Annotated in this window: 14 protein-coding genes; 4 read left to right on the top strand and 10 right to left on the bottom strand. The window is 73.4% G+C overall.

The window, feature by feature from the left end; genetic code table 11:
- Positions 1–30 precede the first annotated feature (30 nt).
- Together ABZ920_RS16160 and ABZ920_RS16155 are read left to right on the top strand one after the other, a co-directional pair.
- The gene (locus ABZ920_RS16160) at positions 31–270 is read left to right on the top strand and encodes a hypothetical protein (RefSeq protein WP_361504349.1); all 240 of its coding nucleotides are present in this window, start codon (positions 31–33) and stop codon (positions 268–270) included.
- Positions 270–647 carry a toxin Doc gene (locus ABZ920_RS16155; protein ID WP_361504346.1) on the top strand — a complete coding sequence of 126 codons (378 nt, stop codon included), beginning with the start codon at positions 270–272 and terminating at the stop codon, positions 645–647. Before ABZ920_RS16160 ends, ABZ920_RS16155 begins: the two co-directional genes overlap by 1 nt.
- Before the next feature lie 166 nt (positions 648–813).
- Here ABZ920_RS16155 and ABZ920_RS16150 read toward each other — a convergent pair whose 3' ends face one another.
- From ABZ920_RS16150 to ABZ920_RS16105, 10 genes are read right to left on the bottom strand one after another with little or no spacing between them, the layout of a single operon-like run.
- Positions 814–2,082, bottom strand: a complete 1,269-nt coding sequence (locus tag ABZ920_RS16150) for a GTP-binding protein (RefSeq protein ID WP_361504343.1) — start codon at positions 2,080–2,082, stop codon at positions 814–816.
- Positions 2,082–2,990: a sulfate adenylyltransferase subunit CysD gene (gene cysD, locus ABZ920_RS16145; RefSeq protein WP_361504340.1), complete on the bottom strand. Its 909-nt coding sequence runs from the start codon at positions 2,988–2,990 to the stop codon at positions 2,082–2,084. Before cysD ends, ABZ920_RS16150 begins: the two co-directional genes overlap by 1 nt.
- The gene (cysC, locus tag ABZ920_RS16140; protein ID WP_361504337.1) at positions 2,987–3,517 is read right to left on the bottom strand and encodes an adenylyl-sulfate kinase; all 531 of its coding nucleotides are present in this window, start codon (positions 3,515–3,517) and stop codon (positions 2,987–2,989) included. Before cysC ends, cysD begins: the two co-directional genes overlap by 4 nt.
- Positions 3,514–4,617, bottom strand: coding sequence for a [LysW]-lysine hydrolase (locus ABZ920_RS16135; protein ID WP_361504334.1), 1,104 nt, complete (start codon positions 4,615–4,617; stop codon positions 3,514–3,516). The genes cysC and ABZ920_RS16135 overlap by 4 nt, the downstream gene beginning before the upstream one ends.
- Positions 4,614–5,525 carry a [LysW]-aminoadipate kinase gene (locus tag ABZ920_RS16130; protein WP_361504331.1) on the bottom strand — a complete coding sequence of 304 codons (912 nt, stop codon included), beginning with the start codon at positions 5,523–5,525 and terminating at the stop codon, positions 4,614–4,616. Before ABZ920_RS16130 ends, ABZ920_RS16135 begins: the two co-directional genes overlap by 4 nt.
- 20 nt (positions 5,526–5,545) lie before the next feature.
- Positions 5,546–6,568: an N-acetyl-gamma-glutamyl-phosphate reductase gene (argC, locus tag ABZ920_RS16125; protein ID WP_361504570.1), complete on the bottom strand. Its 1,023-nt coding sequence runs from the start codon at positions 6,566–6,568 to the stop codon at positions 5,546–5,548.
- Entirely contained in the window at positions 6,565–7,422 is an 858-nt protein-coding gene (locus ABZ920_RS16120; protein ID WP_361504328.1) for a RimK family alpha-L-glutamate ligase, read from the bottom strand. Before ABZ920_RS16120 ends, argC begins: the two co-directional genes overlap by 4 nt.
- Positions 7,419–8,750 (bottom strand): DegT/DnrJ/EryC1/StrS family aminotransferase, encoded by a 1,332-nt coding sequence (locus ABZ920_RS16115; protein ID WP_361504325.1) that lies wholly within the window; start codon positions 8,748–8,750, stop codon positions 7,419–7,421. The genes ABZ920_RS16120 and ABZ920_RS16115 overlap by 4 nt, the downstream gene beginning before the upstream one ends.
- Positions 8,747–9,778 (bottom strand): BtrH N-terminal domain-containing protein, encoded by a 1,032-nt coding sequence (locus tag ABZ920_RS16110; protein ID WP_361504322.1) that lies wholly within the window; start codon positions 9,776–9,778, stop codon positions 8,747–8,749. The genes ABZ920_RS16115 and ABZ920_RS16110 overlap by 4 nt, the downstream gene beginning before the upstream one ends.
- A complete protein-coding gene (locus ABZ920_RS16105; RefSeq protein ID WP_361504319.1) occupies positions 9,775–10,413 on the bottom strand; it encodes a hypothetical protein in 639 nt (212 codons plus the stop codon). Before ABZ920_RS16105 ends, ABZ920_RS16110 begins: the two co-directional genes overlap by 4 nt.
- Before the next feature lie 306 nt (positions 10,414–10,719).
- On the opposite strand from ABZ920_RS16105, the gene ABZ920_RS16100 reads away from it, so the two are divergent.
- Together ABZ920_RS16100 and ABZ920_RS16095 are read left to right on the top strand one after the other, a co-directional pair.
- Positions 10,720–11,466 carry a sulfotransferase family protein gene (locus ABZ920_RS16100; protein ID WP_361504317.1) on the top strand — a complete coding sequence of 249 codons (747 nt, stop codon included), beginning with the start codon at positions 10,720–10,722 and terminating at the stop codon, positions 11,464–11,466.
- Between the two features lie 20 nt (positions 11,467–11,486).
- Positions 11,487–12,416, top strand: coding sequence for an arginase family protein (locus tag ABZ920_RS16095; protein WP_361504314.1), 930 nt, complete (start codon positions 11,487–11,489; stop codon positions 12,414–12,416).
- The last annotated feature ends 1 nt before the right edge of the window (position 12,417 follow it).

Here is a 12,417-nt window from a genome sequence, read left to right as displayed (position 1 = left end):
GCGTGGCACCAACTAGGTACCATCGCCTGCATGCCATCACTGAACGTGTCCTTCTCCGACGAGGAGCTGGAGGGTGTGCGCGCGGCCGCCGCTGCCGAGGGCAAGAGCCTGAAGCAGTACCTCCATGATCTCGGCGTGCGGGAGATGCACCGGAAGCGGTTCGTCGCCGGCGCCACCGCCTGGGCCGACAGGCTGCGCGCGGAGTTCGACGCGGCGTTCCCCGAGGAGCTGCCGCCTTCCCGGCGCGGCGATGGGACTGCCGCCGCCTGATGTTCCTGCATATCGACGTCTCCTGGCTGCTGGATGTCCAGGAGGTCGCCCTCGGACACGAAGACGTGACGGTCGCCGACTACTCCGCGCTGGTGGCGGCCGTCGCGCGGCACCGGACGCGGATGCCGACCCTCGAGGCGTCCGACCCGGATCCCGCCTGGCGCGCGGCCGCGCTCCTGCACACCATCGTGCGCCTGGAGCCCCTGCCGCACCGCAACAGCCTCTTCGCCGCCTTCGTCGCCGCCCAGTACATGGACCAGTGCGGCGAGGGCATCGACCCGCCCTACGGCGCCCTGTCCGACCTGGTCCGGAAGGTGCGGGACAGCCGGGTGAGCGTGTACGCCGTCGCCGGGGCACTGCGCTCCTGGAGGATCTGAGGCCGGACCGCCGGCCGGCGCGGCCCGCGGGAGCGGGGGTGGAGGACGGACGGCGTGGCCGGGTACGCACGACTCTTCTCACGCCGCTCCCCCTGCAGCAGACGGGTGCGGGACCAGGTCGCCGTGCCGCAGCCCGGCCCGCCGGGCCTCCCCCTGCGCCGGCGGGTCAGCGCGGCAGTCCCGCCCGGCGGGTCATCCCCGCGCAGAGCACGTCGCCGGACTGGTCGTCGATGAGCAGCATCGCGCCGCCGCCGCGGTTCTCCTCGTACGCGTCCGGGGCAACGGGCTGTGCCGTGCGGACCCGGACCGTGCCGATGTCGTTGGTGCGGAGTTCGGCCGGTCCCGGGGTGGCCGCCAGGGTGCTGATGTCGGTCAGGTCCACCAGCTCGGTGACCATCGCCCGGACCACCCGGGTGCCGTGCCGCAGCAGGACCCGGGCACCCGCGCCCAGCGGCCGGTCGGCGAGGTGGCAGACCGTCAGGGTGAACTCGTCCACCGGGCGGGGCGCCTCCTCGGGCGGGGCGATGAGGTCGCCGCGCGCCACATCGAGGTCGTCGGCGAGCAGAACGGTGACCGAGTCCCCCGCGACAGCGGTGTCCACCGGCCGGCCGAGCCGGTCCAGACCGGTGACCGTGGTCCGGTGGCCGGCGGGCAGCACCACCACCTGCTGGCCGACCGCGAGGGTGCCGGACTCCAGCCGCCCGGCGTAGCCGCGGTAGTCGGGATGCTCGGCGGTGCGGGGCCGGATCACGAACTGCACCGGGAGCCGAGCGGGTGCCGCCGGCTCCGCCACCGGCACCTCCTCCAGGTGGTGGAGCAGGGTCGGTCCGTCGTACCAGGGCATCCGGTCCGAGCGGTTGACCACGTTGTCGCCGTGGACCGCGGACACCGGGACGGCGAGGGCCGACCCCACCCCGAGCCGGGCGCACAGCGCGCCGAACTCCTCGGCCAGGCTCCGGAAGGTCCACTCGTCGTATCCGACCAGGTCCATCTTGTTGACCGCGAGCACCACCTCGGGGACGCCGAGCAGAGCGGTGACCGCCAGATGGCGGCGGGTCTGCTCGACCAGACCGTGGCGGGCGTCGACCAGGATCATGGCGAGCTGGGCCGTGGAGGCGCCGGTGACCATGTTCCGCGTGTACTGCACGTGGCCGGGGGTGTCCGCGAGGACGAAGCGGCGGCGCGCGGTCGCGAAGTACCGGTACGCCACGTCGATGGTGATGCCCTGCTCCCTCTCGTCGCGCAGCCCGTCGGTGAGCAGGGCGAGGTCGACGCCGTCGTGGCCGCGCCGGTGGCTGGCCTGCTCGACCGCCGTCCACTGGTCGGCGAAGATCGCCCGGCAGTCGTGCAGCAGCCGCCCGACCAGCGTGGACTTCCCGTCGTCCACACTGCCGGCGGTGGCGAGCCTGAGCAGTCCGCCCTTGACGGTCGTCATCAGAAGTACCCCTCGCGTTTGCGGTCCTCCATCGCGGCGTCCCCGGCCCGGTCATCGGCACGGGTGGCTCCGCGCTCGGTGAGCTCGGAGGCGGCCACCTCCACGATCACTTCGTCGACGGTGCGGGCCGTCGACTCGACCGCCCCGGTGCAGGACATGTCCCCGACGGTGCGGTACCGGACCGTCCGCTCGGTGAGCTCCTCGTCCGTCCGCGGGCCGCCCCAGCCGCCGGGGGTGAGCCACATGCCGTCCCGGCGGAACACCGTGCGGCGGTGCGCGTAGTAGATCTCGGGCAGTTCGATGCCCTCGCGGCCGATGTACTGCCACACGTCCAGCTCGGTCCAGTTGGAGAGCGGGAAGATCCGGAGGTGTTCGCCCGGACGGTGGCGGCCGTGGTAGAGCGACCAGAGTTCGGGGCGCTGGCGGCGGGGGTCCCACTGCCCGAAGGCGTCACGCAGCGAGAACACCCGCTCCTTGGCCCGGGCCTTCTCCTCGTCGCGGCGCCCGCCGCCGAACACGGCGTCGTACCGCCCGCCGGCGATGGCGTCCAGCAGGGGGAGCGTCTGGAGCTGGTTGCGTGAACCGTCCGGGCGGTCCTGGAGGCGGCCGTCCGCCAGGTAGCCGGGTACGGACGCCACGGCGAGGCGAATGCCGTACTTCTCCACGACGCGGTCGCGGTGGGCCAGCACCTCCGGGAAGTTGTGGCCGGTGTCGACGTGCAGCAGTCCGAACGGCAGAGGAGCCGGAGCGAAGGCCCGAAGCGCCAGATGGAGCATGACGATCGAGTCCTTGCCCCCGGAGAACAGCAGCACCGGACGCTCGCACTGGCCCAGGGCCTCGCGGAAGATGTGGACGGCCTCGGCCTCCAGCAGGTCGAGCCCCGTGCGCACCTCGGCGGTCACCGTCATACGAGCCCCCTGTCCCTCAGCACGACGTGCACCTGCGCCGCGGACTCGGCGGGCGAGCAGACACGGGTGTCCAGTACCAACTCGGGTTCCCCCGGCGGCTCGTAGGGGTCGTCGACGCCCGTCAGCCCGCTCAGCTCGCCACGTGCCTGGCGCGCGTAGAGTCCCTTGACGTCGCGTTCCACGCAGGCGTCGAGGGGGGTGGCGACGTACACCTCCAGATAAGGGGTGCCGGCGGCCTCGTGAGCGGCGCGGACCTGGCGGCGCGCCTCGGCGTAGGGGGCGATGACCGGCACGACGGCCAGCACGCCGTTGCGTGCCAGGACGTGGGCGAGCCAGCCTGTGCGGCGTACGTTCTCGATCCGGTCCTCGCGGCTGAAGCCGAGGCCGGGCGACAGATGCGCGCGGATCTCGTCCCCGTCCAGGATCTCCACGCGGCGGGCGGGGCGCAGCCGCTCGGCGAGGGCACGGGCGACGGTCGACTTCCCGGCGCTGGGCAGACCCGTCAGCCAGACGGTGGCACCGTTCACCGGACCACCCGCATCCTGGCCCTGGCGGGAGCCGGGGCGAGTTCGCGCAGGGCGGCGGTGAGCACCGCGATCCCGCGCAGGTAGTCGGCGATCATGATGTGCTCGTCGTCCGCGTGGTCGAGGCGGCTGTCGCCGGGGCCGTAGGTGGCCATCGGCACGTCCCACACCTCGGCCAGGGTGTTCATGTCCGAGGTCGCGGTCTTCAGTTTCATGGTGGGCCTCGCGTGCTGGTCGCGGATCGCCACGGACAGGGCCCGGACCACCTCGCTGCCGCGTCCGGCGTGGCAGGCGGCGACCGAGTTGACCACGGTCAGCCGCCCTGCCGGCAGCCGGGAGCGCAACGACTCCACCAGTCCCGGTGAGTCGAAGCCGGGCGGGGTGCGGACGCTGAACTCGGCCTCCGCGGCGACCAGATCGCCGTTGAAGGAGCAGAGGGTGGCCCCGGGCTGGTCGAAGGAGCCGTGGTTCGCCTCCGGGCCCAACAGGTCCAGCAGCTCCCGCCAGGTCGCGGCGGCGAGTTCGGACGCCTTGGGTTCGGGGTTGCTGGGGTGGGTCGCCGGACGCTCGACCCGGTAGCGGAGATCCAGCTTGCCCTTGTAGCCGAGGACCACCGTCGACCAGCCGCTCGGCTCGCCGACCACCACGTAGTCCGGTTTCGGCATCTCGGACCTGATCCGCATGGCGCCGCGGGAGCAGGGGGTCTCCTCCTCGACTGCGCCGACGACCACGATCCGGCCGGGGTAGTCGGCCAGTGAGGCGGCGGCGCAGATCATCGTGGCCAGAGGGCCCTTGGCATCCACCGCCCCGCGCCCGTAGAGCCTGCCGTCCTCCGAGCGGACCGGTACCTCGCCGGGCACGGTGTCCAGATGCGAGACGAGCATCACCGCCGGCCCGTCACCACCCGTGCCGATCTCGCCGATCACATTGCCGACGCGGTCGATGTAGGCCTGGAACCCGAGCTCTTCGAGGGCCTTCACCAGGTAGGCGGCGAGCTCGGCCTCATGGTACGAGGGCGACGGGATCTCCAGCATCCTGCGCAGCACGCCAAGGGCGGTGGTCTCGCTGACCGAACCGTCCTGGCTCTGGTGTACGAGCTTCATCGCTTCCCCTCTCCCTCGCCGCGGAGGGCGTCCAGAGTGATCCGGGTCCCGGCTCCGGCGACCGCGGCGGAGACCGGGCGGGCGGCCCGGCCGTCGGCGATCCTCACCTCGCTCACCCCGGCCAGCAGTGCCTCCCGTGCGGCGGCCAGCTTGATCGCGATCCCACCGCCCGTGTACGGCACCGGGCCGTCCGCGGTCAGGGCGCACTCGGGCAGCACGGAGCTCTCGTCGCCCGGGTCGTCGAGCACGCCCGGCGCGCCGGTGAGCAGCAGCAGCGCGTGGGCGCCAAGGGCGGCCGCCACCGCGGCGGCGGCCCGGTCGGCGTTGACGTTGACGGGGTGTCCCTCCTCGTCCAGTGCGGGCGGGGAGAGGACCGGTACGGCACCGTCGGCGAGCAGCCGGTCGAGCACGGTGGTGGACACCTTGGTGATCCGGCCGCTGTGATCCTCGCGCACCACCATGGAGCGGCCGTCCACCACGGCCCGCAGGGTCCTCTTCCGCCTGGCGAGCAGGGTGCCGCCGTCGAGGCCGGTGAGGCCGACGGCGACGGCACCGGCCGCGTTGAGCCGGGAAACCAGCCGGGGCTTGACGGCACCGGCCAGCGCGAGCAGAACCACTTCCAGGGTGGCCGGGTCGGTGTGGCGGGTGGTCACCCCGCCCGGGAACTCCAGGGTGCGCGACGGCACCCCGAGACGCTCCGCGAGCCGTTCGATCTCCGCCGAACCGCCGTGCACGAGAACGACCGGGCGGCCGGTGCGGGCGTACTCGGCCACGTCGTCGGCCACTGCGTCGAGGTCGACCGCGGCGTTGCCGCCGACCTTCACCACCAGTGGCGCGGCCGGGCTGTCCGGGGCGGTGGCGGGCTCGGGTGCCGGCAGGCTCCCGGGCGGGTGCAGGGGGTCGGGCACGGGTGATCTCCTCCCAGATGTCACGGGTGCAGCCCCGGGAAGCCGAGTCCGGTCCGCTCCGGCCAGCCCATGCGCACGTTCATGGACTGCACCGCGCCCCCGCCGCCTCCCTTGACCAGGTTGTCCAGCGCGCCGATGAGCAGGGCCTGCCGGCGTTCGCGGTCGACCGCGAAGCCGACGTCGCAGAAGTTGGAGCCGGCGAGGAGCTTGGGCTCCGGGTAGCGGTACCGGCCCCGCTTGTGCGCGACCACCCGGACGAACGGCTCGTCCGCGTAGTGGCGCCGGTAGGCGGCCCGCAGCGCGCGCTCGTCCACCCCGTCGGCCAGCGCGGCCCGGCACAGCACCTGCACGCCCCGCACCGCCTCGACCCCGGTGGCCGTCATCCGCACCGGCAGGCCGGTCGCCTGGGCGATCTCGGCCTCGTGGCGGTGACCGTGGGGTGCGAACACCCGCATGGCTCCGCTCCGTTCGGCGTGCAGGTTCTCGGTGCCCGCCGAGATCCCGGAACCGCTGGAACCGGTCCTGGCGTCCACCGTCACCTCACCGGTGACCAGGCCGTCCGCCGCGGCCGGGTGGAGGGCGAGGACGGCGGCCGTCGCCATGCACCCGGGCACGCTGATCCGGTCGGCGCCGGTCAGCTCCTTGCGGTGCAGCTCCGGCAGTCCCGGCGTGAAGGAGTCCAGTTCGCCGGGGGCGGTGTGGGCCACTCCGTAGTACGCCGCGAAGACCTCGGGGTCGCGCAGCCGGAAGTCCCCGGACAGGTCGACGAGCAGGTCCGTGAGGCCGGCGAAGCGGCTGAGCTGCCCCATGCTCTCCCGGTGCGGCACGGCCGTGAACAGCACCTCGCACCGGCCGAGCCGGTCGGGTTCGGTGAAGGTCAGGTCCGTGAGACCGCGCAGATTGGGGTGCGCGCCGTCGACCCTCCGTCCGGCCAGGCTCCGCGAGGTGGCCGCCACCAGCTCCACCTTGGGATGCCCCAGCAGGATGCGGATCAGGTCTCCCCCGATGTAGCCGGCTCCGCCGACCACCGCGACCCGGGTCACCACGGCTGCCTCCCCAGCACCACGTCGATCAGTGCGTCCGCGACCGAGACCTTCTCCCCCAGCGCCCGCTGGAGTCCGGAGAACTCCAGCCCGGCGTTGACCTCCAGCACCTGCGGCCTCCCGTCGGTGTCCTCGATCAGGTCGACTCCCGCGATCCGGGCTCCGACCGCCTCCGCCGCGGCGAGCGCCAGCGTCCCGAACTCCTCCGCGTCCTCGCAGAGTTCGGTATGCGCGCCCTGTGCCACGTTGGTTCGCCAGCCGTCCGAGCGGCGGTAGACCGCGCCGATCACCTCGCCGCCCGCGACACCCACCCGGATGTCCCTGCCCGGCTTCTCGACCAGCTCCTGGAGGTAGACCACGTGCGACTGGGGCGAGGGCAGCGCCGCGACGTACTCCAGCACCGCTTCCGCCGTCGCTCGGTCGGGGACCCTGGTGACCAGCCGTCCCCAGGAACCGACGAGCGGCTTGACGACGGCGGGCCCGCCCAGTTCCTCCCACGCCTCCAGCGCTGCTTCGGGGGTGAGCGCCAGCACCGTGCGCGGGGTGGGCAGACCGGCCCGGGCCAGCGCGGTGCTGGTGCGCCACTTGTCTCCGCAGAGGGCCGTCGCGGCGCCCGAGTTCACCACCTCGTGTCCGGCGGCCTCCAGCAGTTCGGCGCCGTAGCAGGCCCGCGTGTACGAGATCTCCCGGTTCAGCACGACCGGTCGCGGGCGCCGCGGACCGGGGTGCGCGGAGCCGTGCAGGGTACGGGCGTCGAGCTGGACGTACGGCACCGAGCGGCGCTCCAGCGCCTCGAAGATGCGCTTGTCGTCCGCCCGTACCCGGGACACCAGCACCGCGACCTCGGGCGTCATGAGCCGCCCGCCATCCGGGCCACGACGTCCAGGTTCGCCCACAGCTTCTCGATGCCGTCGGCGTACCGCTGCAGCGCCTCGCCGGCGTCCGGGTTGAGGTGACGCTTCTGGAGGGTGAGGGAGTCCTCGACGACCGCGCGGGTGACGGGCAGGTCGCCGCACTCCGTCGGCGGGCCGCCGAGGGCCGCCCAGGGGTGGCCGGAACCGAATCCGACGCGGTCCTGGAAGACCTTCTGCTCGGAGAGCGGCATCAGCTGGTAACGGGAAACCGGCACCCCCTCGGCGCGCAGCAGCCGGTGCACCGCGGCGCGGAACGCGCCGGGGGTGACGTCGCCGGGCAGGCCGGCCGCCCGGGGGTCGAGGCGGAAGCGCAGGATGTGCCAGGCGTGCGTGCTGCCCTCGGCGACGGTCGGGACGACCAGGCCGGGCAGTCCGGCGAGGCGCTCCAGGAACGCCTCGACGTTGCGGGTCCTGACGGCCTCGTACGCGTCGAAGCGGTCCAGCTGGCTGAGGGTGAACGCGGCCTGCACGGAGCTGAGTTTGTGGTTCCAGCCGAGGTGGTGGGAGATGTAGTCGCGGTCGACGCCCGGCTCCATCACCTCGCCGAACTGCCGGCCCATCCGTGCCGTACGGGCGACGTCCTCGTCGTCCGTCACCAGCAGTCCGCCCTCGCCGCAGGTGGGCAGGTTCTTGGTGACCTGGAGGCTGAACACCCCGGCACGCCCCAGTCCACCGACCGCGCGGCCCCGGTGGCGGGCGCCGTGGGCCTGCGCCGCGTCCTCCAGCACGGCCAGACCGTGGCGGTCGGCCAGCGCGCCGATGGCGTCCATGTCAGCCGGGTGGCCGTGCAGGTGAACGGGGAGGACGGCGGCGGTGCGGGGGCCGATGGCGGCCCGTACGGCCTCCGGGTCCAGGGTGAAGGTGACCGGGTCGACGTCCGCGAACACCGGTACCGCCATCTGGTGGACGGGGGCGAGCGCGCTGGCGATGAAGCTGAGTCCCGGCACGATCACCTCGTCGCCGGGACCGATGCCGAGCGCGGCCAGCCCGAGCTGGAGCGCGGTGGTGCCGTTGGACGTGCCCACGCACCAGCGGGTGCCGCAGCGGTCGGCCCACGCCTGCTCCAGGCGGCTCACGGGAGTCTGCCCATCGGCGTTGGAGACCAGCGACTCGCCGTCCAGGGTGTCCAGTACGGCCTTCCGGTCGGCGTCCGTCACCACCGGCCAGGGCAGGCTGCGCAGACACCGGGGCACGGCGGGGCGGCCGCCGAGCGCGGCCAGCCGCCGCCCCTTGGCGTCCGCGGCGGGATCGCCTTCGACAGGGGTCACAGAGCCCTCCAGGCATCGTTCACCGCGGCCACCCCCCGGTGGTACGCCTCCTCGAGTCGGGAGGCGTGCCCGCGTAGTTCGGCGAGCGCGGCGAGCGGGTCGGGGTGTCCGTGGGCGGAACACAGCCGGACGCCGGTCCAGGCATGGGCCACCGCCTCCGCCCGCCGGCCGGCCTCGCGCAGCTCCGGGATGTCGTGCCGGACGCCCAGGCGGCGCAGCAGTTCCCCGTGGAGGCCGGCCTGGGCCTGCATCCCCCAGCCGAACGGATAGGCGTCACGCAGCGCGCCGGGGTCACCGGCGGCGGCACGTTCCTTCAGGTCGGTCAGGAAGCGGCCGAGGCCCGGCAGTCCGGTCCAGTCGCCCGACGGGCCGCGCTCGTCGCCGTCGGCGAACCGCTTCCCGTCGGTCTCCAGGGCCCGCTTGAGGAGTTCGGGGCCGAGGGGCGGCAGCTCGTCCACGGTGACCGTGAGGTACCGGCGGTCGATCCGCGAGTCGCTGAAGAACGCGTCCTGCTCGTCGCTGGGGTTGGCGGACTCCCAGGAGCTGCGGAAGGCCGCGGCGTCGATCACCCCGGAGAACGCCGGAGGCATGGCGTCCGAGACGGTGACGGTGCCCGCCACCGCGTCCACGTCGTGGACGACGATCAGATGGGCGGCGTGCACGTCCCCGAAGGCCGGCCGGAACGGCAGGTGGAAGTTGTCCACGGCCGCGACGGGCAGCACACGCCGACCGGTCAGCGCGGCCAGTTCGGCCAGCGGGTTCTCGTCGTCGGCCGCGCGGTGCCAGCGCGAGGAGAGGCCGTGGTACGGGGCGATGCTGCGGGCCACGTCGTCGGGGTACGCCCCGGCGAAGTAGAACTCCTCCGAGCGCACGTCGCCCGGGCGGAAGCGGAACTCCCAGTGCAGGCCCAGGACTTCGAGAGGGTCGCCCCCGGCGCGGGCGACGTTCTCGGCGAGGGTGGCCCACAGGCAGCTGATGACGTCGCGGTACCAGAGGCCGGCGGCGGTGGGCAGGAGGGATGTGGTCATCGGCCACTGCCCGGGGGAGCCGTGCTCACCGACTCCAAGGTGAGCGCCAGCACGTGCAGGGCGATGTGCCACGGGAGGCGGACGCCGTGCAGGACCGCGGTGCGGGTGACCGGCACCCGCTGCGACCACAGCACGGCCGGTACGCCGCGCTGGACGTGGTGCGGATAGTGCATCACCGGTGTGCGGGCGGCCTCCTGCTCGCCGAACCGGGCCGGAGCGGCCCAGAAGTCCGAGACGCGCACGGCCTCGAAGTCGACCTCGCCGTCCGCGAAGTGCAGTGCCAGCTCGGTCTCCACCCGCCGCTCGCCCGAGGCCAGCAGGTGGATCCAGTCGTACCGCCCCTCGGGCAGTCGCAGGTACTGGCCCGCGCAGCGGATGTTGTCACCGTCCGCCGTGGTTGCCGGGAAGCGGTACGGCACGTCGCCGACGACGAGTTCACCGCCCGGAGCGGGCAGGTGCTCGGCGGGGAAGGAGTTGCGCCAGACGTTGAACCGGCCCGCGCCGGTCTCCCCCGCCGCGGAGACGGCCCGGTTGTTCCAGTGCTCTTCCAGCCGGACCGGCAGGAAGCGCTTGACGGCGTGCAGCGCCGTTCCCCCGCCCCCACCGGCCGGACGTTCGATGGCCGAGGCTGTCACCCGATCTCCGTCCACGGTCGTCCTCCGCGCCCGGCCGACCGGATCGCGACCGCGGCGCCCTGACACCGGCACGCTACGGGCCGGCCGCGACGGCCACGTCCGCTCGAATGAGGATCGTCGCGGGTCACCCGCGTTGACGCCCGAAGCAGCCGGATCAACGCCACGACTACAGCCGTTGACGGCCGCGTAACGAGGACGATGACGGGGCGCGGAAATGGGGCCCGCGGCACTCCCGCGGCCCCGTACGGGCGGGACGCGAGGGCCCTACGATCGGCCGCACGTAGTCCCCACCAGGAAGGGCAGCCGATGACCGACCGGGAACCGCCCCGCATTCTCGCCCTGTGGAGCGCCCCGCGCTCCCGCTCGACCGCCTTCCTCCGGATGATGGCCGAGCGGGGCGACTACACGGTGGTGCACGAGCCGTTCTCGCACGTCGCCGACTTCGGCGAGGCCGACGTCGCGGGACGGACGGTGCGCAGCGAGTCCGAGCTGATCACCGCCCTGCGCGAACTGTCCGGGCGCACGCCGGTGTTCTTCAAGGACACGACCGACTTCCACTACCCGGTGCTGCTCGCCGACACCGACTTCCTCGCCGAGGCCGAGCACACGTTCATCATCCGGCACCCCCGGGAGATCGTCGCCTCGCACTACGCGCTCAACCCCGGCCTCACCCGGGACGAGATCGGCGTCGCCCGGCTCGGCGAGATCCACGACGCGGTGGCGGCACGCACCGGCCGGTCCCCGGTGGTGGTGGACTCCGACGATCTGCTCGCCTCCCCCGAGGGCACCGTACGCGCCTACTGCGCGGCCGTCGGCATCGGCTTCCGCCCGGAAGCGCTGAACTGGAAGCCGGGGCTCCGCGAGGAGTGGCGGTCCACCCGCGCCTGGCACGAGTCGACCAGCCGTACCAGCGGCTTCACCAAGGTCGCCTCCTCGTACGCGGACACCGTGGACAACAATCCGCGCCTGGCCGAGTTCGCCGACTACCATCTGCCGTACTACCTGGCGCTGAAGGCCGGCCGGATACCCGTCCCGGGGGCCGGGAGCAACTGACGAGCCGACGGGGAGAGCACGTGAGCGCAGAGATCGCACTGCTCGGTGTCCCGTCCTGCGCCGGGACGCACGGCCCCGGCCAGGAGAAGGCGCCGGCGGCCCTGCGGCACGCGGGACTGGCCGAACGGCTGACGGCGGCCGGGTGGAAGGTGGCGGACCACGGGGACCTGCCCGTGGTCCCGTTCCGCACCGACCCGGCCCACCGCACCAGCCAGAACCTCGACCGGGTGGTCGAGGTCGCCGAGGCGGTGGCCGCCGCGGTGGGCGACATCCTCGACGAGGGTGCGCTCCCGCTGGTCGTGGGCGGCGACTGCACCATCACCCTGGGCGTGGTCGCGGCCCAGGTCGCCCGGCATCCCGGGACCGGACTGCTGTACTTCGACGGGGACCTGGACCTGTCCGTGCCGGAGACCAGCCGCTCCGGCATCCTGGACACGATGGTCCTGTCCCACCTCCTCGGTGAGGGCGCGCCCGAGCTGTACGGGCTGGGACCGCGCACCCCGCTCCTGCCCGCCGCGGGGATCGTGGCCTTCGGTCACGATCCGGCGGAGCTGAACGCCCCGGGCCGTGAGCGGATGGCGCGGCACGGGCTGCGCGCCCACCCGTGTACGGAGGTCACCGCCCCCGGAGCGGACCCGGTCTCCGCGGCGCGGGCGGCCCGCGAGGAGCTGACCGCGGAGCACGACCCGTTCGTACTGCACTTCGACGTCGACGTCATCGACTCGGTCGACTTGCCGCTGGCCAACTTCCCGCACTTCAACGAGGGCCTGCCGCTGGACGTCGCGCGGGACTGCCTCACCGAGCTCTGCTCCGCCCCGCAACTCGCCGGGCTGGTCCTCACCGAGGTCAACCCCGATCGCGATCCCGACGGCGCCATGGTCCGCACCCTGGCCGGAGCGCTGGCGGACGCGCTCGGCGGTGGCCTCGCCGCACGGCAGCGGCACGCCTGAC

This window comes from Streptomyces sp. NPDC046831, from assembly GCF_040645305.1.
In the GTDB taxonomy this organism is placed as follows: Bacteria; Actinomycetota; Actinomycetes; order Streptomycetales; family Streptomycetaceae; genus Streptomyces.
This window is presented reverse-complemented; position numbering and strand designations above follow the sequence as displayed.

Bases quoted from the DNA above. Each gene is read 5' to 3' on its own strand.
- ABZ920_RS16135 (WP_361504334.1), bottom strand. From the start codon at position 4,617: ATGAAGCTCGTACACCAGAGCCAGGACGGTTCGGTCAGCGAGACCACC.
- ABZ920_RS16120 (WP_361504328.1), bottom strand. From the start codon at position 7,422: ATGACGCCCGAGGTCGCGGTGCTGGTGTCCCGGGTACGGGCGGACGAC.
- ABZ920_RS16100 (WP_361504317.1), top strand. From the start codon at position 10,720: ATGACCGACCGGGAACCGCCCCGCATTCTCGCCCTGTGGAGCGCCCCG.
- ABZ920_RS16110 (WP_361504322.1), bottom strand. From the start codon at position 9,778: ATGACCACATCCCTCCTGCCCACCGCCGCCGGCCTCTGGTACCGCGAC.
- ABZ920_RS16160 (WP_361504349.1), top strand. From the start codon at position 31: ATGCCATCACTGAACGTGTCCTTCTCCGACGAGGAGCTGGAGGGTGTG.
- ABZ920_RS16150 (WP_361504343.1), bottom strand. From the start codon at position 2,082: ATGACGACCGTCAAGGGCGGACTGCTCAGGCTCGCCACCGCCGGCAGT.
- ABZ920_RS16155 (WP_361504346.1), top strand. From the start codon at position 270: ATGTTCCTGCATATCGACGTCTCCTGGCTGCTGGATGTCCAGGAGGTC.
- cysD (WP_361504340.1), bottom strand. From the start codon at position 2,990: ATGACGGTGACCGCCGAGGTGCGCACGGGGCTCGACCTGCTGGAGGCC.